26 protein-coding genes are annotated in these 24,453 nt (G+C 63.5%); 14 read left to right on the forward strand and 12 right to left on the reverse strand.

All coding sequences use genetic code 11. The annotated features are described in order from the left end of the window. The first annotated feature begins 28 nt into the window (after positions 1-28). The 7 genes from plsX (at position 29) to EBN1_RS15465 (ending at position 5,787) form a co-directional block, all read left to right on the forward strand. Positions 29-1,042, forward strand: a complete 1,014-nt coding sequence (gene plsX, locus EBN1_RS15435) for a phosphate acyltransferase PlsX (protein ID WP_011238904.1) — start codon at positions 29-31, stop codon at positions 1,040-1,042. Further along, a complete protein-coding gene (locus EBN1_RS15440) occupies positions 1,039-2,004 on the forward strand; it encodes a beta-ketoacyl-ACP synthase III (protein ID WP_011238905.1) in 966 nt (321 codons plus the stop codon). The genes plsX and EBN1_RS15440 overlap by 4 nt, the downstream gene beginning before the upstream one ends. A 15-nt stretch (positions 2,005-2,019) precedes the next feature. After that, positions 2,020-2,949 (forward strand): ACP S-malonyltransferase, encoded by a 930-nt coding sequence (gene fabD, locus EBN1_RS15445; RefSeq protein ID WP_011238906.1) that lies wholly within the window; start codon positions 2,020-2,022, stop codon positions 2,947-2,949. Beyond that, positions 2,946-3,704 carry a 3-oxoacyl-ACP reductase FabG gene (gene fabG / locus EBN1_RS15450; protein ID WP_011238907.1) on the forward strand — a complete coding sequence of 253 codons (759 nt, stop codon included), beginning with the start codon at positions 2,946-2,948 and terminating at the stop codon, positions 3,702-3,704. The genes fabD and fabG overlap by 4 nt, the downstream gene beginning before the upstream one ends. Before the next feature lie 91 nt (positions 3,705-3,795). Further along, positions 3,796-4,035, forward strand: a complete 240-nt coding sequence (gene acpP / locus EBN1_RS15455) for an acyl carrier protein (protein WP_011238908.1) — start codon at positions 3,796-3,798, stop codon at positions 4,033-4,035. A gap of 21 nt (positions 4,036-4,056) precedes the next feature. Further along, a complete protein-coding gene (fabF, locus tag EBN1_RS15460) occupies positions 4,057-5,295 on the forward strand; it encodes a beta-ketoacyl-ACP synthase II (RefSeq protein ID WP_011238909.1) in 1,239 nt (412 codons plus the stop codon). A 21-nt stretch (positions 5,296-5,316) separates the two neighbouring features. Further along, positions 5,317-5,787 carry a protein YgfX gene (locus tag EBN1_RS15465; RefSeq protein WP_011238910.1) on the forward strand — a complete coding sequence of 157 codons (471 nt, stop codon included), beginning with the start codon at positions 5,317-5,319 and terminating at the stop codon, positions 5,785-5,787. A gap of 2 nt (positions 5,788-5,789) precedes the next feature. On the opposite strand, the gene nadB is transcribed toward EBN1_RS15465, so the two are convergent. After that, complete coding sequence (gene nadB, locus EBN1_RS15470) at positions 5,790-7,385, reverse strand: L-aspartate oxidase (protein ID WP_041646491.1); 1,596 nt, start codon at positions 7,383-7,385, stop codon at positions 5,790-5,792. 210 nt (positions 7,386-7,595) lie between these two features. Between nadB and rpoE the strand changes: the two genes are divergently transcribed. From rpoE to EBN1_RS15500, 6 genes are read left to right on the forward strand one after another with little or no spacing between them, the layout of a single operon-like run. Next, the gene (rpoE, locus tag EBN1_RS15475; RefSeq protein WP_011238912.1) at positions 7,596-8,195 is read left to right on the forward strand and encodes an RNA polymerase sigma factor RpoE; all 600 of its coding nucleotides are present in this window, start codon (positions 7,596-7,598) and stop codon (positions 8,193-8,195) included. A 13-nt stretch (positions 8,196-8,208) separates the two neighbouring features. Then, complete coding sequence (locus EBN1_RS15480) at positions 8,209-8,772, forward strand: sigma-E factor negative regulatory protein (protein ID WP_041646493.1); 564 nt, start codon at positions 8,209-8,211, stop codon at positions 8,770-8,772. Next, positions 8,769-9,746, forward strand: a complete 978-nt coding sequence (locus EBN1_RS15485) for a MucB/RseB C-terminal domain-containing protein (protein ID WP_011238914.1) — start codon at positions 8,769-8,771, stop codon at positions 9,744-9,746. Before EBN1_RS15480 ends, EBN1_RS15485 begins: the two co-directional genes overlap by 4 nt. Continuing rightward, complete coding sequence (locus EBN1_RS15490; RefSeq protein WP_049780293.1) at positions 9,743-10,216, forward strand: SoxR reducing system RseC family protein; 474 nt, start codon at positions 9,743-9,745, stop codon at positions 10,214-10,216. Before EBN1_RS15485 ends, EBN1_RS15490 begins: the two co-directional genes overlap by 4 nt. Beyond that, positions 10,213-11,625 carry a DegQ family serine endoprotease gene (locus EBN1_RS15495; RefSeq protein WP_011238916.1) on the forward strand — a complete coding sequence of 471 codons (1,413 nt, stop codon included), beginning with the start codon at positions 10,213-10,215 and terminating at the stop codon, positions 11,623-11,625. The genes EBN1_RS15490 and EBN1_RS15495 overlap by 4 nt, the downstream gene beginning before the upstream one ends. A gap of 20 nt (positions 11,626-11,645) precedes the next feature. Beyond that, on the forward strand, positions 11,646-11,885 hold the full coding sequence (locus EBN1_RS15500; RefSeq protein ID WP_041647446.1) for a glutaredoxin family protein: 240 nt from the start codon (positions 11,646-11,648) through the stop codon (positions 11,883-11,885). Between the two features lie 187 nt (positions 11,886-12,072). Here the strand turns inward: EBN1_RS15500 and EBN1_RS15505 are convergent, their stop codons facing one another. The 10 genes from EBN1_RS15505 to EBN1_RS15550 form a co-directional block, all read right to left on the reverse strand. Beyond that, positions 12,073-15,519, reverse strand: a complete 3,447-nt coding sequence (locus tag EBN1_RS15505; protein ID WP_049780294.1) for a hypothetical protein — start codon at positions 15,517-15,519, stop codon at positions 12,073-12,075. 272 nt (positions 15,520-15,791) lie between these two features. Further along, entirely contained in the window at positions 15,792-16,115 is a 324-nt protein-coding gene (locus EBN1_RS15510; RefSeq protein ID WP_011238919.1) for a phage tail assembly chaperone family protein, TAC, read from the reverse strand. Continuing rightward, positions 16,112-16,474 carry a DUF3168 domain-containing protein gene (locus EBN1_RS15515; protein WP_011238920.1) on the reverse strand — a complete coding sequence of 121 codons (363 nt, stop codon included), beginning with the start codon at positions 16,472-16,474 and terminating at the stop codon, positions 16,112-16,114. The genes EBN1_RS15510 and EBN1_RS15515 overlap by 4 nt, the downstream gene beginning before the upstream one ends. Beyond that, positions 16,471-16,917 (reverse strand): HK97-gp10 family putative phage morphogenesis protein, encoded by a 447-nt coding sequence (locus tag EBN1_RS15520; RefSeq protein ID WP_011238921.1) that lies wholly within the window; start codon positions 16,915-16,917, stop codon positions 16,471-16,473. Before EBN1_RS15520 ends, EBN1_RS15515 begins: the two co-directional genes overlap by 4 nt. 2 nt (positions 16,918-16,919) lie before the next feature. Further along, entirely contained in the window at positions 16,920-17,252 is a 333-nt protein-coding gene (locus EBN1_RS15525; protein WP_011238922.1) for a phage head closure protein, read from the reverse strand. Continuing rightward, entirely contained in the window at positions 17,243-17,521 is a 279-nt protein-coding gene (locus EBN1_RS15530) for a head-tail connector protein (protein WP_011238923.1), read from the reverse strand. Before EBN1_RS15530 ends, EBN1_RS15525 begins: the two co-directional genes overlap by 10 nt. After that, entirely contained in the window at positions 17,518-18,732 is a 1,215-nt protein-coding gene (locus EBN1_RS15535) for a phage portal protein (RefSeq protein ID WP_011238924.1), read from the reverse strand. The genes EBN1_RS15530 and EBN1_RS15535 overlap by 4 nt, the downstream gene beginning before the upstream one ends. Positions 18,733-18,796: 64 nt before the next feature. Beyond that, complete coding sequence (locus tag EBN1_RS15540) at positions 18,797-20,635, reverse strand: phage major capsid protein (RefSeq protein WP_011238925.1); 1,839 nt, start codon at positions 20,633-20,635, stop codon at positions 18,797-18,799. 10 nt (positions 20,636-20,645) lie between these two features. Then, positions 20,646-22,151: a terminase large subunit gene (locus EBN1_RS15545; protein ID WP_011238926.1), complete on the reverse strand. Its 1,506-nt coding sequence runs from the start codon at positions 22,149-22,151 to the stop codon at positions 20,646-20,648. Between the two features lie 2 nt (positions 22,152-22,153). Beyond that, positions 22,154-22,405: a hypothetical protein gene (locus EBN1_RS15550; RefSeq protein ID WP_049780295.1), complete on the reverse strand. Its 252-nt coding sequence runs from the start codon at positions 22,403-22,405 to the stop codon at positions 22,154-22,156. A 261-nt stretch (positions 22,406-22,666) separates the two neighbouring features. Here EBN1_RS15550 and EBN1_RS15555 point away from each other — a divergent pair, with 261 nt between their 5' ends. Next, positions 22,667-22,807: a hypothetical protein gene (locus tag EBN1_RS15555; RefSeq protein WP_241762886.1), complete on the forward strand. Its 141-nt coding sequence runs from the start codon at positions 22,667-22,669 to the stop codon at positions 22,805-22,807. Between the two features lie 17 nt (positions 22,808-22,824). On the opposite strand, the gene EBN1_RS15560 is transcribed toward EBN1_RS15555, so the two are convergent. Continuing rightward, positions 22,825-24,441 carry an IS66-like element ISAzo21 family transposase gene (locus EBN1_RS15560; protein WP_011238929.1) on the reverse strand — a complete coding sequence of 539 codons (1,617 nt, stop codon included), beginning with the start codon at positions 24,439-24,441 and terminating at the stop codon, positions 22,825-22,827. Positions 24,442-24,453: the final 12 nt, after the last annotated feature.

A 24,453-nucleotide genomic window follows, 5' to 3' on the forward strand; every position in this document is an offset into this window, starting at 1 on the left:
TCAATTGTTTGAGCCACGCGAGAAGCCGATGGGTGTCACCGTTGCGATCGACTGCATGGGTGGCGATCATGGCCCGGCCGTGACCGTTCCTGCTGCGCGGGCGTTTCTGCGCAATCATCCCGAAGCCCGCATCGTCCTCGTCGGGCGCCAGGATGCGCTCGAGCAGGCGATGGGCGCCATCGGGAACGGATTCGGCGAGCGGCTTTCGCTCCGTGCCGCGTCGGAAGTCATCGCAATGGATGATCCTCCAGCCATTGCGATGCGCTCGAAGAAGGATTCGTCGATGCGCGTCGCGATCGACCTCGTCAAGTCCGGCGAGGCGCAGGCTGCAGTGTCGGCCGGCAACACCGGCGCGTTGATGGCGATTTCGCGCTTCGTGCTGAAAACCTTGCCGGGAATCGACAGGCCGGCGATCGCGACGATTCTGCCGACGCGCAAGGGACAGACGTACGTCCTCGATCTGGGTGCCAACGTCGACTGCCTGCCCGAGCATCTGCTCCAGTTCGGCATCATGGGCGCAATGCTGGTGTCGGCTGTCGAGCATCTCGACCGGCCAACAGTTGGCCTCCTCAATATTGGCGAGGAAGCGATCAAGGGCAACGAGGTGGTGAAGCGGGCCGCGGAGTTGCTGAAGACGAGCGGCCTGAATTTCTACGGCAACGTCGAAGGTGACGACATCTACAAGGGTACGACCGACGTCGTGGTGTGCGACGGATTCGTCGGCAATGTCGCGTTGAAGACCTCCGAAGGCCTGGCGCAGATGCTCGCGACTTTTCTGCGCGAGGAATTCAGTCGCAATCTCCTCAGCAAGGCGATGGCACTGATCGCGATGCCGGCGCTCAAGCGCTTCAAGCATCGTGTCGATCACCGCCGGTACAACGGGGCGGCGCTGCTCGGATTGCGCGGCGTAGTCGTCAAGAGTCACGGCTCGGCCGATGCGTTCGCGTTCGAGCAGGCAATCCACCGCGCCGCCGAAGCGGCATCGAACCGCTTGATCGAGCGCATTACCGAACGGATGACGGCTATGGGGGTAGCAGCATGATCTACGCACGGATCGCCGGAACTGGCAGCTTTCTGCCGGGCGAGCCGATAACCAACGATGACCTGGTGGCGCGCGGTATCGATACGTCGGACCAATGGATCATCGAACGGACCGGAATCCGCAGCCGACATCTGGCGTCGGCGGAAATGTCGTCGAGCGATCTGGCCAAGACGGCGAGCGAGCGCGCCCTCGACGCGGCAGGAGTGCGGCCCGACGACATCGACCTGATCATCGTCGCGACCTCCACGCCCGACTGCATCTTTCCCAGCACCGCCGCACTGCTCCAGTCGAAGCTCGGCATTCGCAATGGCGCTGCCGCGTTCGACGTGCAGGCGGTTTGCAGCGGTTTTGTCTATGGGCTGACGATCGCCGAGAAGTTCATCCGCTCCGGTAGCCACAAGCGCGCGCTGGTCGTCGGCGCCGAAGTGTTCTCGCGCATTCTCGACTGGTCGGATCGCGGCACCTGCGTCCTGTTCGGTGACGGCGCCGGCGCGGTCGTGCTCGAAGCGGCCGAGGCGCCGGGAATCCTCGCGAGCGCGCTGCATGCCGACGGAAGCCATCATCCGATTCTCTGCGTTCCGGGTGCGGTGGCGGCCGGCCAGGTCGTCGGCGACCCGTTCCTGCGCATGGACGGCCAGGCCGTGTTCAAGTTCGCGGTCCGGGTGCTGGGCGACGTCGCGCTGGAAGTGCTCGATCAGGCAGGTGTCACGGTGGACTCCGTGGACTGGCTGATTCCCCATCAGGCGAATATCCGCATCCTGCAGGCGACTGCGCGCCGTCTCGGCGTTTCGATGGACAAAGTGATCACGACCGTCGATCACCACGGCAACACTTCCGCGGCATCGATTCCGCTGGCGCTCGACCTCGCCGTCCGCGATGGCCGTATCCGGCCGGGGCACCGCTTCATCATCGAAGGGGTAGGCGGGGGCTTCACGTGGGGCGCGGCGCTGCTCCAATTCTGATACAGGACGGATACGATGGTTTTTGCGCTGGTTTTTCCGGGACAGGGGTCGCAATCGGTCGGCATGATGTCGGCCTACGGTGAGCGGGCCGAGATTCGCGACACCTTTGCCGAAGCATCGGATGCTCTCGGCGAGGATTTGTGGCAGATGGTGAGCGAGGGGCCGGCAGAGCGGCTCGCGCTGACGGTGAATACCCAGCCGCTGATGCTCACCGCCGGGGTCGCCGCGTACCGCGCGTGGCTGGCCGCCGGCGGGCCGAAGCCCTCGCTCGTCGCCGGCCACAGCCTCGGCGAATATTCCGCGCTGGTCGCCGCCGGAGCGCTGAGCTTCAAGGACGCTGTGCCGCTGGTGCGCTTTCGCGCGCAGGCGATGCAGGAGGCGGTTCCGGCAGGCGAAGGGGCAATGGCAGCGCTGCTCGGCCTCGACGTCGATGCGGTCCGCGAAGCATGCGCCGAGGCCTCCCGCGGCGAGGTCGTCGAAGCGGCGAACCTGAACGCGCCGGGGCAGATCGTCATCGCCGGAGCGAAAGGTGCAGTCGAACGCGCGATCGAGGCAGCGAAGGGGCGCGGCGCGAAGCGCGCGATGCTGTTGCCGGTCAGCGCTCCGTTCCACTGCGCGCTGATGAGGCCGGCAGCCGAGCGGTTGGCCGAGCGCCTCGCGACGGTCGCGATCGCGTCGCCCGAGATCGCGGTGCTGAACAACGTCGATGTCGCAGTGTGCAACGATCCGGCAGCAATCCGCGACGCGCTGGTCAGGCAGGCGTTCTCGCCGGTGCGCTGGATCGAGATCGTGCAGGAAATTTCCCGTCGTGGCGTCGGCCACGTCTTCGAATGCGGCCCCGGCAAAGTGCTCGCGGGGATGACCAAGCGGATCGCAGGCGATCTCCAGGGCGGCTCGATTCACGACGCCGCCAGTCTCGAACTCTCGATCGCGGCGGTCAAATGAGCGCAACAAATTCAACCCTGAACGGGGCAGTGGCGCTGGTCACGGGCGCTTCACGCGGTATCGGCCGCGCAGTCGCGCTCGAACTCGGTCGTCTCGGCGCCACGGTCGTCGGGACCGCGACTTCGGAAGCGGGCGCGGCGGAAATCGGCAAAAGTCTGCGCGAAGCCGGCACCGAAGGCTGCGGTCTGGCGCTCGATGTGACCGACGGCGCTGCCTGCGAGGCAGCGGTCAGAGAGGTCGAAAAGCGTTTTGGCGCGATCGGCATTCTCGTGAACAATGCGGGCATCACGCGCGACAATCTCGCGCTGCGCATGAAGGACGATGAATGGGAGGTGGTGATCGACACCAATCTCAAGTCCGTTTTCCGTATGTCACGCCTGGTCATGCGCGGGATGATGAAGGCGCGCGGCGGGCGCATCATCAACATCACTTCGGTGGTCGGCAGCGCCGGCAATCCGGGACAGGCAAACTATGCGGCAGCAAAGGCCGGAGTGGCCGGCATGAGCCGCGCACTCGCGCGCGAACTGGGCAGTCGCAACATCACAGTCAATTGTGTTGCCCCCGGATTCATCGACACCGACATGACCCGGGCACTGCCAGAAGCCGCGCGCGACGCGCTGTTGGGCAACATTGCGCTCGGTCGTCTGGGCCGACCGGAGGAGATCGCCGCGGCGGTCGCCTTCCTCGCTTCACCCGCCGCTGCTTACGTTACCGGGACGACCCTGCACGTGAATGGTGGTATGTACATGTCGTGAGCGCCGGCCGCGATAGCGGTTGCCATCCTTTTTGGTAGAATACGCCGGCTTTTTTATTCATATCTGGATCATTCAGGGAAGGAGTTTGTTCATGGAGAACATCGAACAGCGCGTCAAGAAGATTGTCGCCGAGCAGCTTGGCGTGAACGAATCGGAGATCAAGACCGAGTCGTCTTTCGTCGACGATCTGGGCGCGGATTCGCTGGACACCGTGGAACTGGTCATGGCGCTGGAAGAAGAATTCGAGTGCGAAATCCCGGACGAAGAGGCCGAGAAGATCACCACGGTTCAGCAGGCGATTGACTACGTCACCGCTCATCTGAAGAAATAAATCTGATTACCGGAGCGAACATTGACCCGTCGCAGAGTCGTCATTACCGGTCTCGGAATCATCTCGCCGGTCGGTAATACCGTTCCGGAGGCCTGGGACAACATTGTCAACGGCCGCTCCGGCATCGGCGAAATCACGCGTTTCGATGCTTCCAGCTTCCCGGTCAGGATCGCCGGCGAAGTGAGGGGTTTCGACATTGGCGCCTACCTGTCTCCGAAGGAGGCGCGTCGTATGGATGTTTTCATCCACTACGGCCTGGCCGCAGGCATCCAGGCGTTCAGGGATGCCGGGCTGGACGTTACCGCCTCCAATGCGGAACGCATAGGGGTCAACCTCGGGTCGGGAATCGGCGGCTTGCCGATGATCGAAGCGACCCACGACGATTTCCTCAAGGGCGGGGCACGCAAGATTTCCCCTTTCTTCATTCCCGGCACGATCATCAACATGATCGCCGGCAACCTGTCGATCATGCTCGGACTGAAGGGTCCGTGCCTGGCGATGGTTACCGCATGCACCACGGCGACGCACTGCATCGGCGAGGCAGCGCGGCTCATCCAGTACGGGGATGTCGATGTGATGGTGGCCGGCGGCGCGGAATCCACCGTCACTCCGCTCGCCGTTGGCGGCTTCGCCTCCGCGAAGGCGTTGTCGACGCGCAACGATGATCCGCTTACTGCCAGCCGTCCATGGGACAAGGGGCGCGACGGTTTCGTGCTCGGCGAAGGGGCCGGCGTGCTGGTCCTCGAAGAGTACGAGCACGCGAAGGCGCGGGGCGCCCGGATCTACGCCGAAATATCCGGCTACGGCATGAGCGCCGATGCCTATCACATGACTGCACCGGCCGAGGACGGTGACGGCGCCGCGCGCTGCATGGCGAACGCGATGCGCGATGCGCGCATGACGGTCGAGGAGATCGACTACGTCAACGCCCACGGCACTTCGACGCCCCTTGGAGACTTGGCCGAAACGACCGCGGTAAAGCGCTGTTTCGGCGATCGGGCAAGATCGATCGTGGTGAACTCCACCAAGTCGATGACCGGCCATCTGCTCGGCGCCGCGGGAGGTGTCGAAGCGGTGTTCACCGCGCTGGCCCTGCACAACCAGATCGCTCCGCCGACGATCAACATTTTCGAGCAGGACGAGCGGTGCGACCTTGATTACGTCGCGAACAAGGCGCGTCCGATGGAGATCCGGGCAGCGCTTTCGAATTCGTTCGGCTTCGGTGGCACGAACGGCACGCTGGCGTTTCGTCGCATCTGAACGGACGGGATAGCGCTGCGCATGCGCTATCCGCTCGAACTGCCGCTCAGGCCATCCCGGCAGGCACTGGTCATGATCGCCGCGATCCATACGATCGCGGCGATCGCGTTTCTGCGTTCATCGCTTTCGGCGCTGGCTCTCTATCCTGTTCTTTTCGTGCTTGCCGTATCGCTCTTCGCCGGCCTGCGCGTCGAGTGGCGCAAAACGGGCCGAGTGCTGACCCTCGAGAACGATGGAACGCTTCGCGACGGCTGCGAAGTGGCGACGCTGGCGCCGGAGACAGGCTGCACCGATTTCGGATGGGCAGTGTGGCTGCAGTGGCGACGCGACGAGGCGGAGGGGGTCGGTTCGCGCTGTCGCGGGTCGATCATGCTGCTACCTGATAACCTGCCTCGTGGACACTGGCGTGGGCTGCGTATCTGGTTGCGGCAGAAGATTCGCGCCGCCCCGGAAGGGGCGCAGGTGCGCGAAAACCCGAGCGGTCGATCGTAGGATCAGGTTTTCTGGGGCTGCAGGATCGTCGGGAGAGCCTCGTCGAGCATTTCCGGATAGTCGCGCGAGAAGTGCAGGCCGCGGCTTTCCTTGCGCTCGAGCGCGCAGCGCACGATGAGATCGGAAGTGACGACCAGATTGCGCAGTTCGATGAGATCGTTGGTCACGCGGAAGTTCGAGTAGAACTCATTGATCTCGCTCGTCAGCAGGCGGATCCGGTGCTGAGCGCGCTGCAGGCGCTTCGTTGTCCTGACGATGCCGACGTAGTCCCACATCGCTCGCCGCAGTTCTGCCCAGTTGTGGGCAATCACGACCTCTTCATCGACGTCGGTGACCCGGCTCTCGTCCCACTCGGGCAGTGCCGCGATCGGGTCGCGGGGACGCGCCTGGATGTCTTTCGCGGCAGCTTCCCCGAATACCAGGCATTCGAGCAGCGAGTTGCTCGCGAGCCGGTTCGCGCCGTGCAGGCCGGTGCACGCTGATTCGCCCACGCAATAGAGGCCGGCGACGTCGGTACGAGCGGCGAGGTCCGTGACGACGCCGCCGCAGGTGTAATGGGCCGCCGGGACGACGGGAATGCCTTCGTGCGTCATGTCGATGCCGAGTTCGAGGCAGCGCGCGTGGATATTCGGGAAATGTTCCCGCAGCCAGTCGGCCGGCTTGTGGCTGATATCGAGATAGACGCAGTCGAGGCCGCGTTTCTTCATCTCGAAGTCGATTGCGCGGGCCACGACGTCGCGCGGGGCAAGCTCCGCCCGAGGGTCGTGCTCCGGCATGAAGCGTGTGCCATCAGGGAGCCTCAGGATCCCCCCTTCGCCGCGGACAGCCTCCGAAATCAGGAACGACTTGGCTTGGGGATGGTAGAGGCAGGTCGGATGAAACTGGATGAACTCGAGGTTCGCGACGCGACAGCCGGCGCGCCAGGCCATCGCGATCCCGTCGCCGGTGGCGACGTCCGGATTCGTCGTGTAGAGGTAGGCCTTGCCGGCGCCTCCGGTCGCGAGTACCGTGCTGCGCGCCGCGATCGTGATCACGCGTCCGTCGGCGATGTCGAGCACGTACGCCCCGAGACAGCCTTCGCCACTGCGTCCGACCTTGTCGCCGAGGATCAGGTCGATCGCGATATGGTTTTCGAGGATGTGGATGTTCGGATGGGCGCAGACGCGTTCGGTGAGCGTGGCCTGGACGGCGGCTCCGGTGGCATCGGCAGCATGGATGATGCGGCGATGGGAGTGCCCGCCTTCGCGCGTCAGGTGGTATCCGATCGCGGACTGGTCTTCCCGGGTGAAGGGAACGCCCCAGCGTATGAGCCATTCGATCGCAGCTTTGCCGTGTTCCACGACAAAGCGGGTCGCAGCCGGGTCGCAAAGGCCTGCGCCCGCCGTGAAGGTGTCCTGTATATGAGCTTCGATGCTGTCGGTGGCGTCGAGTACCGCCGCAATGCCGCCCTGGGCCCAGGAACTCGCGCTATCCGCGATGGAACGTTTGGTCACCAGCGCAACGCGCAGGTGGTCCGCAAGGCGCAGCGCCAGCGATTGGCCGGCAGCGCCACTGCCGAGAATGAGTACGTCGTATTGTATTGACAAGGTCGTGAGCATCCAGGATCGGTCGCGCGCCGAAATATAGCACGTCGCAGGCAGAGGCCGGAATCCGCGCTTACATCGGATCCGCCCGAATCACAAGACCCCTTCACCGTCTGAACTATTCCTGGAAGGCTGTGTCTCTTGCAATAGCTTCGGCTTTGCCGGACTCATGGGCGGTCGTTATACTGGCGCGGATTTTGCCCAACCTAGAGAAACGACCCGCTCATGAGCGATCGCGAAATTGATCAGCAGCTTGTCGAACGCGTTCAGCGCGGCGACAAGCAAGCCTTCGGCTTGCTGGTAACAAAATACCAACGCAAGCTGCACAGGCTGCTTTCGCGGTTGATTCGCGATTCTGCCGAGGTGGAGGACGTCGCCCAGGAGACGTTCATCAAGGCTTACCGGGCCTTGGGTTCTTTCAGGGGCGACAGTGCTTTTTACACTTGGCTTTACCGGATCGGAATCAACACCGCTAAGAACTACCTGGTCTCCCAGAGCCGTCGTGCCCCGACTTCGACCGGATTCGATTCGGAAGAGGCGGAAACCTTCGAGGAAGGCGACAACCTGCGCGACATCAATACGCCCGAACGGCTGATGATGACGCGCCAGATCGGGCAGACGGTGGACGAGGCGATGGAGGCGCTGCCCGAGGAACTGCGCACCGCGATCATGCTGAGAGAACTGGAAGGCCTTAGCTACGAAGAGATCGCGAGCATCATGGACTGTCCCATCGGGACGGTTCGGTCCCGGATTTTCCGGGCGCGCGAGGCAATTGCTGAACGACTGCGGCCGCTGCTGGATACGGCTCCTGACAAACGTTGGTAGGTGGGTGGTACTCATGAAGGACAAACTGTCGGCACTGCTGGATGGCGATCTGGACGAACAGGCGATGAGCCCGGTGTTTGACTCGATTCGTCGAGATCGGTCTTTGCGCTCCGACTGGGAAACATACTGCCTCATAGGCGACGTCCTGCGCGGGGACCGGAACACTTCTCCGGGCCTGGTCGCCCGGGTGATGGCCGGGATCGAAGCTGAGCCGACCGTGCTTGCCCCTCCCGCTTCCGGCTCCGCCAGTGCGCCGCCGGGGGCTGCACAGCCTCGGGCGGGACGGTCGCTGATGCCGCTTGCCGCGTCGATCATGGGCGTCGCCGTTGTCGGGTGGGTCGCCTACACACTGAATGCCGAGCCCGAAGGAGACGTCCGCACGGCGAGCGCCGCCAGCGGCCTTCAGGCAGTGGAGAAGGTTTCCGTTCCGGGGGGGGCCACAGCTCCCTCACCCCAGGTCGACCGCCAGCGCGAATATCTCTTCGCGCATCAGGCGATGACTTCCGGCGGACCGCTTTCGGGCGTCATTCAGCACGTCCGGACAGTTTCGGATGTGAGACAGGACGTCAATCGATGAGAGGTTTTGCCGCTGCGTTGAGTCTGTGTCTGCTGTTCGCCCAGACCCAGGTTCTGGCGCAGGCACCGAGTGACCCGGTGTCCTGGCTCGAGCGCATCGCCACGGCGGGACAACGTCTGACCTACTCCGGGACTTTCATTTATCAGTCGGGCAAGAATTTCGAAACTTCCCGGATCTCGCACATGGTCGACGCAGGCGGGACGGAGCACGAGCGGCTCGAAGTACTCGACGGAAGTCCTCGTGAGGTGATCCGGACCAACAGCGAAGTGCGGTGCGTCCTGCCCGATCAGAAGATCGTCATAATCGATCAGCCGGGCGGACAGCGCGCGTTTCCGGCCCGGCTTCCCGCGTCGTTCGGCAGCCTCACCGAAAATTACCGCATCCGCAAGGGCGAACCGAGCCGCGTGGCGGGACTCGACGCGCAGCTCATCATCCTGGAGCCGAAGGACGACCTGCGCTACGGCCATCTGCTGTGGGCCGAAGTCCAGTCCGGCCTGTTGCTCAAGGCTCGCACGGTTGACGAGCGCGGCGAGATCATCGAGCAGTTCACTTTCAGCGATGTGAAGATCGGCGGCGAGATTGCGACTGAGGCCTTCAAGCCGCGCTATGTCAAGGACGACCGATGGCGCGTCGTCCGTGCCCATGGGGTCGAGGTGGGAAAGGAAGAGAGCGGCTGGGTGTTGACGACGCCGTTGCCCGGGTACTCGATGATGTCGATCGTGCGACGCCCGATAGGGCGTGACCGCGCTGAAGTTCTCCATCTCGTATTCAGTGACGGCCTTGCCGCGATCTCGGTATTCGTCGAACCGCTGCCTCCCAATGATGCTGTCAACAGCGCGGGGCCGCTGGCACCGAGCGGGGCGATCAACACGTACAAGCGCGTCGTTGCCGGCCATCTGGTCACGACGCTCGGCGAGGTTCCTCTGCGGGCAGTCCAGAGGGTGGGCGACGGGATCGAGCCGGTCGCACGATGATCGAAGCCAAGGCTGTGGTAACCCGCGCGGAAAGTGGCGAGGCGTGGGTGCGCATCGATGATCGTCCGGGAGGATGCGGTCGCTGTGACGAACCGGGCGGGTGCCGCTCGACCGGGCTTGCCTATGCGCTGAAAGCGCCTGACAAAGTGTTCAGGCTGCCGAACCGGATCGGTGCCGAAGCGGGCGACGCCGTACGCCTGCGTATCGACGACGCTGCTCCCCTGCGCGGTGCCTTGCTCGGCTATGGCCTGGGCGTCGTGCTGCTGATCGCCGGTGCGGCGCTCGGGACAGGCCTGGCGGCCGAAGGGCAGGGCGATCTGTTCGCGCTGACTGGAGGCCTCGGCGGTCTCGCTGCCGCCGTGGGGTTGAATCGCTTCGTGCTGCGCAGTTCTAGGTTGCGCGAGGCGTTCGACGTCGAGATGGTGCATGAGCCGGCGTCCTGCAGGCACTCGGCGGGAACGTCCTCATGACGTCGTGGAGCACGGTGTTTCGTTGTCTGGTCGCGGTCCTGATGGCATCGCTGATGCCGATCGCCGCCGCCATGTCGCTGCCGGACTTTACCGAGCTGGTGCAGCGGCAGGGCGCCGCTGTCGTGAATATCAGCACGAGCCAGTCGCCGAAAGAGGGTACGACGTTGTTTCCGGGTTTCGACGAAAACGATCCGATGTTCGATTTTTTTCGTCGCTTCATCCCCCGCAAGCCCGAGCTGCCGAGGGCAGATCCCGAAAACCGCTCGCTCGGCTCGGGGTTCGTCATCAGCCCCGACGGTTACATCCTCACCAATGCACACGTCGTCGATGCGGCAGACGAGATCCTCGTCCGGCTCGTCGATAAGCGCGAATTCCGCGCGCGGGTGATCGGCGCGGACGCGCGCAGCGATGTCGCTCTGATCAAGATCGAGGCGACGGACTTGCCGAAGCTGGTGATCGGCGATCCGGACAAGCTGAAGGTGGGCGAATGGGTCGTCGCGATCGGATCGCCGTTCGGTTTCGATCACTCCGTGACGGCAGGGATCGTCAGTGCGACCGGCCGCAGCCTTCCTGACGAGAACTTCGTCCCGTTCATCCAGACCGATGTCGCGATCAATCCCGGCAATTCCGGTGGCCCGTTGTTCAATCTCCAGGGCGAGGTCGTCGGCATCAATTCACAGATCTACAGTCAGACGGGCGGGTTCATGGGATTGTCGTTCGCGATCCCGATCAACGTCGCGATGGATGTCCAGCAGCAGCTGCGCACCACCGGCCGCGTGCAGCGCGGGCGGATCGGGGTCGCGATCCAGGAAGTGACGCGGGGACTCGCGGAGAGCTTCGGCTTGCCACGGGCTGCAGGGGCGCTCGTGAGCGCGGTCGAGCCCGGTGGCCCGGCAGCCAGTGCCGGGGTGGAACAGGGCGACGTCATCGTGAGTTTCGCCGGCAAGAGCGTGGAGGCTTCGGCTGATCTGCCTCGTATCGTTGCAGCGAGTCGGCCTTCCACGCGCGTCAACGTGCGGGTGTACCGCAATGGCGAACCGCACGAACTGAGCGTGACAGTCGGCGAATGGCAGGACGACGCGCCGGCCCGAACACGGCGCAGCGAGCGCCCGCAGGTGGCGCCGAACAAGCTGGGTCTGGTGGTTGCCGAGCCGACGCCCGCCCAGCGGCGCGAGCGCGAGGTCGAACACGGCCTGATCGTCGAGCGCGTGCAGGGGGCTGCCGCGCGCGCCGAATTGCAGCGCGGCGACTTCATCCTCGCGCTGGTGTCGGGAGGCCGGCAGGTCCCGCTGAATTCGGTCGCGGCCTTCACGCGCGTCGTTGGGGGACTCAAGGACGGCCAGCAGGTGACGCTGCTCGTGCAGCGCGGCGAGGGGATTTCCTACGTGACACTGCAGGCGGGCGAGTGAGCGTGCGCGAGCTCGTGGTCATGAGCCGCGAGTGGTGCCACCTGTGCCACGATCTGCTCGATGAGCTCCGGCCGCTGGCGGCGGAGCTCGGCTGGACGCTGCGCGTTCTCGACGTCGATGCCGACCCCGAACTCGAGGCACGCTGGAACGAACTGGTCCCGGTAGTGCTGGGCGGCAACACCGAACTGTGCCGCTACCGGCTCGACGCAGCGGCCGTTCGTGCCTATTGCCGACGTTTTCCGCTAGAATCCGCGCCTTAGCCAGGTCAACCAATTCATTCAAGGTGCCGCACGGCACCTTTCTTTTGTTGTCGCTGCAACATATCCGAAATTTCGTCAAGCACGTTCAGCAGGGGCGCGGGTTCTAGCCCGATTTCGGAAGTTGCGAGTTCCAGGATACCCGCAAATCTACCCGCATTCGCGGGCGCTACCCGCAGCCCTCAAGCCCTCAACCCACCTCAGAATCCAGGGCGCGACTGATGCCGGCAAGAGAGGCTGAAGCGTTCTGCAGTTGCATGCTGGCCATGCCCAGCCCGCTTACGTCCCCGGACAGCTCCGAGAGCAGGGTTCCTAACTGCTTCACTGCCGCGCTCAGATCGACGGCCGCTTGCTTCTGCGCGGCGACGGTGGACTCCGCCGAAGCCTCGACGGACGGCAACGGTGCGACGCTCAGACGGGCCTGCGCCCGTGCTTCGGCCTCATACAAGCGATTAATGAACCCCGTGGCCTTGGCCTTCTGCCCGTCCGCGTCGAGCAGGTTGAAGGCCTGCATGGTCTTGCTGTTGATCTGCTCGAACAGCCCTTGCACAGTCGCCGGGTCGAACGATTCGTTGAGTTGCGTCAACAACGACTCAATCTCGTTGTCGAGGTAGTCGTACTTGCCCGCGTCGTCCAGTATCGACATCTCGATATCGCGCACGGACGCTGCCGTGGTCTTGCTGATCGAGGCGAAAGTTTGCTCGACAGCGCCGGCAACGGACAAGAAGGCGGGGGCGATGTTGAGCAGGCCGTTGTACAGCGTCGCCCCGGCGTCGGTCGTCGCGTCGATACCGGAGAGCAGCGAGACGAATGCATCCGTGCTGCCGGGCATCGCCACGCCGAGCTTGGCGAACTGTTCCTGTAGCGACTTCTGCGCAAGCCCGAACCGCTCGCTCTCGTCAATCGACGCAGCGAGGACCGTGTTCAGGCCGGCGACGACGCCCTCCCAGGTGCCGGACTGGTCTACGAGCTTCGCAATGGTTTCAGCGGTCAGGCCGAGTTCAGGCCCGGCGACCTTCGCCGCGTCCTTGATCGCGCCCATTGCCCTAGCCGCAGCGTCGAGCGCCTGCATGCTGGGCTTGTCGCCCAGGCTTGTAAGGATGTTGTCAGCCCAGCCCGGCAGGTCGGCAGCGACGAGGGCATCACGCAGTTCTGGAGCCACGTCCGCAGCAAAGTCCGCAAAGCCCTTTTGCGCATCCTTGGAGAACTTGCGGACGAACTCGTTGACCTCGTCCCCGGCGTTGTCGAGGATCGACAGGCGCCCCCGCGATTTGTCGGTCCCATCCGCCGAGAAGGCCATCCCGACTTGATAGCGCGCCTCTTGCCCGAAGTCGGCAAGGATGCCGTTGAGCATCCCCGCTGCGCCTTCGGCGAGCGGTGCGAGCGCATCCGCCGTACCTTGTTGCCGGCGCCGATAAAAATCCTTTGCACCGAAGCCGTTCGCGTCGAGCGGGTCAGCATAGATCGCTTGAGTCTCTTCCCACGACTTGGGTTGCTTGACACCATCTGGCCCGCCAAACACTGCGGCCCCGGCGTGCGGCGTCCCTGCTCCGCCCGCTGCCGTCTTGTCGACCCAGCCGCCGACCTCGCCCCCGACCCAGCCGCCGACCGGCCCACCGAAATACGTGCCGACAGCCGTACCAATTGCCCGTGCCCATTGCCCTTCGGTCGCGGCATAGAGCGCGTTGGCGTAGGACATGTAGGTGCCGGCGGTGTTCAGCGTGCTACCCATGCTGTTACCGGCGTTGATGCTGCTACCGATGTCGGTGTATCCGGCAGCGTTGTACGCGTTCGCGGCGGCCGTGGCTTCGGCTGAGGTCATCGTCATGCCCGAGCCGTAGGCGCTCATCGTGGCCGATCCGGTCACGTTGCCGAATGCCGAAATGTAGGAGCCGCCCGAGCTCAGGTTGTACTGTTGCAAGCTGCCGAAGCCGGGACCGTTGCTTGGTCCGTTCATGCCGAAAGCGTTCGTTACCGTGCCCGCTGCGCTCTGCGCGACGGTGCGAATCATCGGTTCGAGCACAAGAGCCTTGAACGTGCGCTTGAGCACGTCCCCGGCGTCTTCACCGCCCGAGACGATCGCGTCATAAATCGACTGCTCGATGAACTTTGAGGTGTCTTCCCAATCGCGTTGCGCTTGCTCTGCTGCGGCTTGGTTCGCTTCGAGCGATTCCATGCCTCGTGACGCTTCGGCGATACGGCGACGCTGTACGACTTCCTGCTCCAGGGCCTCGATATAGGCCTTCTCCACGCCCGTGGATTTGGCGACCTGCAGGCGCTCTTCGGCGCGGGCAAGGGAGAGCCGCGCGAGCTGCGCGTCGCTTTTGCCGAACAGCTTTACTTGATTCTCCAGCGCTTCGGCTTGGTCCCACAGCGTATCAAGGTGCGTTGCCCACGCGTCGTTGTACGCGTCGACAGCCTTTGCCGCTTCCTCAAGTTCCTTGGCTTCCAGCTTCTCGATCAGGTCGCCGATGGCGTCCCCGGCCTGCTTCGCCCTCTTGCCCGTCTTCTCTAGCGCTTGATTCAGCGGGGTCAGCGTCGGCGTGGTCGCCGTAACGGCGACGGCAAGCGGGCGTATCGTTTCCCCAGCCTTGCCGACGCGCTCCATCGATGCGGCGGCGGAGAGCGCGATACGGTCCAGGTCATCGACCAGCATGCTGATGATGTCCTTGGCCTGTCCCAGTTCTCCACTTGCGACGGCGGCAGCGGCAGCGGCCACGCCCCCGATAGCGGTGCCTGTGAGCTTGAACGCGGTCGCTGCGCCGAGCGCAGTGTTGAACACGCCGACGAGGGCGGAGTTAAGGCCATCGGCGATGCCGGCGAACCCTTCGGCCTCTTGCGACGCGCGCAGGATCTCGCCCGCCATCGCGGACACGGTCGGAATAACGGCGTTGCCCAAGGTCACGCCCAAACCTTGCGACACGGCATTGAGCTGCTTCACGTTCCGATCAAGCTCGGCGGTCGCAGCGAGCAGGGTGTCGTTCATGACGAGGCCCAGCCGCTCCGCTTCCTCGCCCGCTTCCTTGAAGCCCTTGGCGTTGTCGCGCAAGAGCGGGACCAGCAAGCTCGCGTCGCTCGCCAGCGCTTCCATATAGAACGTCGTCTCGGCGTGCGAGAGGTTCGCTTTCTGCAAGGTCGAGTGGTACAGGCCCAGGGCTTGCGGCCCGGAGAGGTTGCGGAAGGCTTCGGCGGTCACGCCGACTTTCGGGGCGACCTTCTCGAAGAAGTCCTTCATCTCGCCCCCGCCCGTTGCGGCGAATTCGCCGAAACGCTCGTTAACGTCCTTCATGATGCCGGCGAACTTGTCGGTCTCCAAGCCCGCTTTCGTCGCGCCGTAGGCGTACTTCTGGAACTCTTGCGCGTTGCTGCCGGCCATCTTGGCGAAGCGGTCGACTTCGACGGCGGCGGTGCGGATGTGCTGGACAAATCCGGTGACTGCAGCCACGGAGAAGGCGGCGGCGATGGGCGCGGCGATCGACGAGGCCATGTTGCTGAACGCGTCCTCGATTGCTTTCGTGCGCTGCTTCGCGGCGAACTCGATGGCGCGTAGCTTCTTGTCGGCTACGCGCTCGGCCTTGGTCATGCCGTCTTCGAATCCGCCGACGTTGGCGACGATGTCAAGGGTCAGTTGACCCAACGATGAACTCATTTCCTAATCCCTCTTGAACAGAGCCATCAGCTCATCCATGAACTGCTCCTCGCTCATGGGTTTTTCTTCTACCGGGATGAAGTCGGAGAGCTTCGCTTTGCCGCCCGTGGCCCGATTGACTTGCACGCACAAGGTCGCTAACAAGCGGTCCGTGTGACGTAGTCCCTTGCGGCTCAGGTAGTCGAACCAGCGCAGCGCCTCTGGATAGCTCAGATTCGCTTTGGCTTCTGCGATGGTTCGACCCCCGACACCAGCTAGAACTAGTTCGTGCCAGAGGTCGTCGCTTTTGGGTCGGCGGCGTCCCCCTCTTGCGCGCGCATCACGGCGGCATACAGCGCGTTGGCCAGGGCAGGGTCCAGCTTGAACGCGTCGTCAAAGCTCAATTGGCCGTCGCTGAACAGCACGCATTCGGCGATCAGGCGCGTATTGAACGCTTGGCTACCGGCCTTGTGCAGGGTCTCGATGGCGCCATAGGACAGGCGCTTGATCTGTACTTCAAAGGTCTGCTCTTTCCACTCGATTTGCGCGGGGACGGGCTCGTTGTTGACGATGCCGCCTTGGCTCTTGATGGTGTAGATGTTCATGGTTCAATCCTTTCTAGTTGGTGGTAGTGCAAGGTGATGCGGTACAGCCGGGCTTCGTGATCGAACGTGTTCTGAAAGAACGTCACGATGCCTACGGAATCAATGGCGCGGCGAATGGCTTTCCCAAGTGCTCGGGCTTCAGTCGCCGTCGTGCTCCAGAGGTCGATCTGGTACTTGACGTGATCGGTGCTCGGCGCGCCTTCCAGCACGTTGGCAGGGCGCACGTAGAGTTCCTGATACGTGGCGTAGGGCAGGGTCTGGAGTTCGGGCGCGGTGCCGAACTCGAACAGCCGGACCGGGTTCGCGCCGAGCAGGGCCGTGCAGGCGGGCGAGGCTTTGACAAGGGCGAAGAGGCTCATAGCTTTTCCAGCCTTTTCTTGAGTTCAGCAGTGATCGCGTCGAACACTTCCTGAGCGTTGGATTCGAGGGCGGGTCCCATGAACGGGCGGGCGGCGGTGTCCTTCGAGCCGAACTCGACGAAGCGCCAATGGGCCGTGCCCTTGCCGGGGTTCTTCTCGTCGCCGGGGTCTTTCTTCGCGCCGCCACGGATGCCGACGCGGTACATGATTTCGCCCGTGGCCTTGTAGCGTTTCGGGCTGAAGCGCACGGCGACGTTCTTCTCGATGTCGCTCGGGGTCGCTTCGTCATCGATGGCGGCGGCGCCTTCCTTGATGGCGTCCGCGACGATAACCGCGCCCTTGCGCACGGCGCCCATCACGGCTTTCTTGCCGACCTTCTCTTTGAGCACGTCGAGCTTCGTCTTCAGTGCGGCGAGTTCGACGGGGTTGAACTTGACGGCCATGTTCAAGCCTCCACGCTGCAAGGGATGGTCAGCCACTCTTTGCCGCTGTTCGGGTCGGGCAGGAAGCCTTGCGGGATGTAGAGGGTTCCGTCCGGGCCGATCAAGCGCATGTCGTGCTTGAGGTCGGCGCGGTAGCGGATGACGATTCTCACAGCGACCTTGCTTTTCAAAGTCTGCGCGGCGATGTAGTCTTTGACGCTCAGCGGTTCGATTGCAGCGGCGACCGTGGCAAGGGCCGTCCACGTCGTCGTCATGGCGCCGGTCTCCGGGTCTTGCGTGCGGGTCGGGGCTTGGATGGTGACGCGATGGCGCAGGCGTCCGGCGTTCAGGCCCATGACGGCCCCCGGATCGTGTCGAGGATATTGCGCACGGACGGGCTCAGCGGGTTCCCGGTGCTGCTCTCGCGGTTCGCCCACAGTTCGCCGAGCACGAGCAAGGTAGCGGCGTCGCGGATCGGGTCTTCCGTCGACGGGTAGGCGTCGACGAATCCGCGATACGTCCTCACGATCATCTCGGCGTGGTTCAGCTTCGTGTTCACCTCGGCGTCTTGCTCGCTGCCGTCGATTCGGAGGTGATACTTCGCGTCTGCAAGGCTGATAGTCATTGCGCGTCCTCCTTGAGGTCAGCGTCCGGGGCAAGCGGTACGTCTTGCATCTGGCGGAAGATTTCGTCCCCGCCATCAACCGGGGCAAGGTTCAGCTCGGCACGCGCTTCGTTGATCGTCCGCAGGCCGGATTTGACGGCGGTGCTCAGGACGTTGATGCGGGTCGCGCTGTCGAGACGGAGCAGCGAGCTTTCGTCGAACTCAGTCCGCACGTCGGGGGGCAGGTCCAGGCCATCGTCGAGGGCGAGTTCCAGCGATTCGATATGGACTTGCAGGCAGTCGCTCAGGTACTGCAGGTTCGTCGCTTCGGACGACGTGTAGGGCGCGGTCGGGCCGGCGCCGATTTTCCACGCCGGAACGTGGAATGCTCGGGCCACGTCTTGGGCGCTGAACGCCAGTTGCTCGATCAGTTGCGAGTCGACGGGCGTTGTGCTCATCGCCTCATAGCGCAGGCCGTCGCCGAGCACGGCGGTCTTGCCTGCGTTCGCTCCGGTATAGTTGGCGTCCCAGTGCGCTTTGAGGCGTTCGGCAGTCTCGGGGCTGATTGCGCCGGGTGCCGTCAGGATGCCGCCCGGCTGTGCGCCGTTCTGGAAGAACTTGGCGCTGTTGTGCTGGATCGCAAGCCCTTGGGTCGTGGCAGCGGCGGCGGCTTGCAACGGGCTCAGGCCAATCAGCGGATGGAACGGGGCGATGCCTCGATCATGGATGATCTCGCGAGCGGGAACCGTGACATCAGCGGCGATGCCCGACAGTTGCGACGCCTTCAGTTCGTAGAAGACCGCGCCATCGTCCGCGATCATCGGGCGGACGGTCTTCGCGTCCAGGACGTGGAGTGCGGTAATGCGGCCTCGGTTGTCCCGGACCTTGAGCACGTAGGTGTTGCCGAAAATCAGTTTCGACGCGATCCACTGGCTTATAAATTGAACGCGATTTTGGAAGCCGTTCGGCTTCCGCAAGAGGCGCGAATATTCGTGCGTGATCGGCGACCAGTAGTCTGTGCGCCGGCTGATGCTGATAGGCAGCTTCGCCACGTCGGACGCGATCAAGTTCACGCACGCGAACACGGCGCTATGTGCAAGCGCGGTCTCGACAACGATAGGCTCAGAGCGTTGCCATGCGCCCGAAGTCGGCTCAGCGACGATCGGAAACCAGCCCCGATTGCTTACGGGCTGCAAGGCCTTCTTGGTGATCTCGAATCCGAATAGCTTCATAGTGCTGCCTCTTCTTGTTCTAGTTGGCGCCCGCCTCGTGAGCGGGCGCCCGCACTACGCCGGGTTAGGCGTATTTCGCAGCGGAGATGCGGTAGACGGCGGTCGGGCGGCGGGTGGTCCAGGTGATGCCACGGATCACGCGAATTGCGACACTGCCGGTCTGCCACAGCGAGACCAGCGAGGCAGCGGTCGGCGTCTTCGAGTCATGAACCGGTGCTCCATCCATTTCGAGCGAGGCCTCGCGCGATGCGTCGATAGCAAGGCCGCCTTCGGCAAGTAGGATTTCGTTCTGCACCGCGAGGACCAGGTCGTATCCGGCGGTCGCGTCGCCCGGAACGTTGGTGCTCAGGACAACGGGCAGGCCTTCGAAGGTGCCCCCGTTCATCGAAATGCCGGGGAATTCGCGCTGGCCCGACGTGATGGTGGTGACGTCTTGAGTCACCGAATCAACGTTGGTGGTGAAGCTGAACGGCACAACCATCATCGACAGCGACAGGGCGGTGCTCGGGTGCATAATCCAAGCCGCAGAAGCGAGCGGCTGATTTGCGAGCACGGCGTTTGCATAGGCCTTCTTCACGTCGGCGCGCACGGCATCTGCCGAAGTGCCCGAAGCGGCGGCAGTGGTCGCGCCATTGGCGATCGATGCGGGCTTGACGCCAGCCACGCCGGCGTTCGTCGAGGTGATGAATGCCACGTCGATGGCGTTGGCCGTGACCGCGATCAGGTCATCGCGCACGAGGTTTTCAGCGGCGGGTTCCGAGCGACGCAAGAGCTGCTCAGTGAAGACTGCGATTGCGCCCAGCTTGTGATCGCCCAACTCCAGGTCACCGAACGCTGCGTTGGTGACCGCAGCAGGGCGGCCTTCCCCAATCCAGGACGCCGACGTGCCGGTGGTCTGGCGCGGGATGCGGATGTTCGAGGGGACGTGGCGCACTTGCGTCAGCTTCGACACGATGAGCGACGGGCGCAGCAAGTCGATGAATTCTGCAGTCATCATCTGCGGTTCGATCAGCGAGGCGAAGTCCGCGCTCGTGGTCGTGCCGGCAGCGACAGCCGCTTTCAGGACGGTCTCGACGCGGTTACCGTAGCCCAGGTGCTTGGCCATTTCCACGGCCTGCATCGGGTTGCCACGGGCAAGGGCAAGCGCCTTGGTGAAGCGGACGAAGTCCGAGCCCTTCGGCGCGTTGTCTTGCACGGTCACGTTCACGCCTTGGACCGGGCGAGCCGATTTCGCTTGACGCGCTTCGGCGGCTTTCAGTCGTTCGATGTGTTGATCCAGCGAAGCGACTTCCGTTTCGGCGGCCTTGTATTGCGTGTCCTCGTCCTGCGACAGGGTCGCGCCCTTGGTCACGAGAGCGTCCATCTTGCCCAGGGCTTCGGCGCGGGCGGACTCAAACTGCTTCAGTTGTTCAGCGATGGTCATGGTGTTTCCTTCAATGTGAATAACGGGATTTGCTGCTTGGTGCTGCTTCGTGGTCAGGATTCGTGCATCCTGATGTGCTGGAACAGTCACCAGTGACAATTCCAAAAGCTCGACTTGCTTGTAGTGATACCCACCGGCAGCAAGTGGGGCGTATTCGAGTGGGCGGAATCCGATGGACAGGGACACGGCGCCCGCCTTGACGAACTCCCAATAGCTCTTTACTTCGGCGCTCGCGTCCTTCAGGACACGACACACCACAACAAGGCCCTTGGCGGTCGGGGTCATGCTCTCGACGATGCCGGCGGGTTTATCGTGGTCGTGCTGCCACAGGAGCGGGACGGGTAGGTGCTTTGCCGTAATGCCTGCGGTCTCGACGATGTCGCCGACTCGGTCCGTAGACGGCGTCGAGGCGATGCCCGTAAAGACGCCTTCGTCCTCGTCGAAACTCTTTACCGTCAGGGTGCTGAATAGCTTGTTCATGTTGTTGTTCTCAGAGAAAGATCATCTGGTATTCGGGTTCGCGCTCTTCTTCTTCAACCTTGAACGCGGCGCTGAAGCACATCGCAAGGGAGACAATTCCGTCTATTCGGGCCGTGGCTTTCCGCTTCGAGAAGCGGCGCTGCCCTTCGGAGTTGATCTCGGTCACCGCGCCCGCTGCGGCCATCGTCAGAACCGGGTGCATTCCGTGGCGCAGGCGCTTGTTCAATAGCTCGGCCTCAAGGTTGCAGATGCCCGGATTCACGCCGTTGAACCCTTGGTGACACATCAGCAAGGGGACGGAGCAGCCGATCCGCTCGAACTCTTTTTTCAGGAAGTCGATACGGTGCGGGTCAAAGGCAATGGCCTTGATGTCGAGCCCGTCGCAAATCTCGGCGATGTCGCGGGCCACATATTCGTAATCGACCGTCTTGCCCGGTGTCGCGCGCAGGAAGCCTTGGTCGCGCCAGAGGTCATACGCGACGCGGTCGACGCGGGCCCGGTCCATGATTCCCTCTGCCGGGGTCCAGAAGAAACTCTTGACGTGCCAGATCCCGGACGAATCGCGGCCGGTAAGCACAAGGCTCGTGAGGTCCGTACGCGTCGATAGGTCGAGCCCGCCCCACACTTCCAGGCCTTCGAGGCTATCGGGCATGGCGCCGCAGGACTCCCACACGGAGCGCGACACGAACGGGTTGCCGACTTCACAGCGCTGGTTCAGGCGGAAATTCCGGTGCGCAGGCTCGGCAGAGGGCATGCGCATGGCCTCTTCCGCCGAGTGCTTCAGGTCGTCGAAACTGGAAAACACGCCGGCTGCAGGGTTGGCGGCGCGCATCGCGTCTTCGTCATCAAGCGTGCAGTCTTTCGGCGCTTGATGGACGTGGCAGACTACGCGCGGGTCTTGGCTCTTTTCGGCGTCGTCGATGATGATTGAGAGCAAGTCAGCGTCGCTTGCCGCTTGCGTACTGATGATGAACGTGAGCGGGTTCTCGTACGCGGCTTGAGCAGAGAAAAGGGCTTCGGCAAATTCGGAGCGGGGTCCGCGCACGCTGCCCAATTCATCGAACAGGACGAATACCGGGGACAGGCCCAGGGCGGTCGAGCCGACAGCGGCCAAGGCCTTGAAATGGGTTCCCATCGGCAAGCCGAAGAGTTCCTTGGTCGAGTCCTTGATGCGGACGAGGGCCGCCAGTTCGGGATTCAGCCGGACCATTTTGGCGGCGAGCTTGAAGACTAGCGACGCTTGATCGCGCGAGAGAGCGCCCGACACCAGTTGGGAATTTTGGACTGCTTCAGGTCCCACCAGATGCACCAGAATAAGAGCAGCCACCAGCGCAGATTTCCCATTCTTTCTCCCAACACTTAGGATCGCGCGGCGGGTTCCTACCGGATTGTCATAAACGGCCCTTACCCAGGCGGTCTGGAAAGGTTGAAGTTCCAGGCGATTGCCCACCAACGAACCCTCGGGCACGCGAATGTGTTTCTCGATGAATGCAATGGCGAGGTCGGCGCGAGTCATGGTCAATGTCTCGGACGGGCAAACAGCGGGTCGGCCGCTTCAAGTTGCGCGGCGATCTCTCGGGCCTTTTCGTTCTTCTGGCCTTGGTGATCGCTCTTGCCTTGGGTGGCCACGCTATGGATCTGGAGACCGCGCGTTGCAGCCAGAATGCGGCGCTGTGCTTGGTCGAGCAGGTTGTACGCGGGGTTGCTGTAGCGGCGGTTCTTGTCCCCGACCAGGACCGGGCCGTGGTCCGCGATTTCCTTCTGCAGCACTTCGACTGCGGATTCCGACCCAACGTGACCGCTGACTCCGAAATAGTGTGACCGGTGAATCCGCGGTCGTGACCGCGGATTCCGATTTGATCGTGACCGATTTCGGCGAGTTGTCGGAATGGGCGGTCACGATGTCGGAATCAATGGTCACGATCAAATCGGAACGGGTTTGTGAGGCCAAGCGTGGCAACGTCGTTTGTCAGGCCGGCTACCCTCGCGCGCTTTGCGCGGAGACCGAGGATGCCGGCGGAGCGGATTGCCATGCACAAGATCAGGGAGCTGTTACGGCTCAAATACGACTGCGCGCTGTCGCATGAGCGCATTGCCCGCGCGCTGTCGATTTCCAAAGGCGTGGTCGCCAAGTATGTGAAGGCGGCCGAGGAGTGCGGCCGTAAGCGGTAACTGACGAGCGTTCTTGACTACTTCGAGATCCCGAAGAGATCGGATCGCAGCGGGTTGGCAGCGAAGTGCTGCTTCCACAGACGGGGGGTGAGTTGCGCGACGTCGGCAGCGGGGTGTTGGCCGACACGCTGCAGCACATCGACCAAATATTCGTACGGATCGATGTCGTGCAGCCGGCAGGTGGCGATCAGGCTCTGCGCGATGCCGACGTATTTGGCGCCGACCTCGGTCCAGCAAAAGAGCCAGTTGCGACGTCCCATGGGCACCACGCGCAACGCCCGCTCGAGATGGTTTGTGTCGATCGACACTTCGGGGTCGCGCAGGTACACCTCGAGGGCGGCACGGCGCTCCCGCACATAAGCCATGGCGGTGGTGAGCGGCGAACTGGGCAGCAAGCCGTGGGTGTCGAACTGGGCATCGACCCAGGCGAAGAACTCGTGGACCACGGGCTGTGCATGCTCGATCCGGTACGCCCGGCTCGCCTCGCCGACGAGCGTGGCCTCGCGGATGCGTTTCTCGACTGCATAGAGCTTGCCGATCATCTCCAGCGCCCGGCCCGCACGCTCGGGCTCGACCGACTGGGCGTCGAAGAACTTCCTCCTCGAATGCGCCCAGCATTGAGCGTGCGTGAGTCCGCACTTCTCGGCATAGCGTTCGTAGACTCCATAGCCATCGGTGAGGAGCACCGCCCCCTCGGGGGGCGGGTCAGTGCCCAGGATCTGCTCGATGTGCTGCGCCTTGCGGCTCTCGTGATAGACGAAACAGATCTCGTCACGTTCGCCATAGACCGGCCAGAAATAGCCGCCTTTCATCTTGCCGGGGCCAGCACGGCCGGCCTTGATCGGGGTCTCGTCCATCGCCTTGACCCGCGACAGCCGAATCGAGCCGAGCTGTGCGGTGAAGACGGGTTCGAGCAGCGCGAGCGCGCTATGGGTGAGCTGCGTGAGCCACGGGCGCGACACCCTGATGCCATTGTCCCCCAGTCGCTGGTGCTGGCGGTAGAGCGGCTGGTGATAGCAGAACTTGTCCGTGATGAGCCCGACGACAAAGCTCACATCAGCGCGGCTACCCTCGATGACACCCCTGGGCGCCGCGGGGCAGGAGATGAGCTGCGTGTTGCGAAGCTTGATCACCGGGCGCACGTATTTGAGGATGACGTAGCTGCCCGGGCGCTGCGCGAGCCGGAAACTCGTCTTCTCACCGATCACCTCGAACTGACCGGGAGCGAGCCCCTCGGCCTCGGGGTTGGGCACCTCGATCGTCTCGACCGGCACCCGGGCCTCGTCGAAGAACAGCGCCGACTCGTCGCCCTTGGCGCAGTCGCTGGTCCGGGCCCGTCGGGTATGGGCGGCAATGTCCTGGGCGGGGGGCGGCGGCGAGGATCCGGGCACCGGCAACTCGCCCAGACTCATCTGATGTGGGTTGGCGTCCACGATGCGCTTCTCGCTCTTCTGGCCGAAGAGCTGCCGACGGAACCAGTCGAGCTGGTGGCGCATCGCCTCGAATTCGCCTTTGATGACCTCGAACTGGCGCTGCTGCGCCAAGTGCGCGCCCGCCAGTTCGACGACCTGATCGGCCGTCCACTGGGCGGCTTCTTCACGGGTCGGCAGCTGCGTCAAAGGCGTCTGAGGCATGGCGTCATTTTA

It is taken from the genome of Aromatoleum aromaticum EbN1 (assembly GCF_000025965.1).
GTDB classification, from domain to species: domain Bacteria; phylum Pseudomonadota; class Gammaproteobacteria; order Burkholderiales; family Rhodocyclaceae; genus Aromatoleum; species Aromatoleum aromaticum.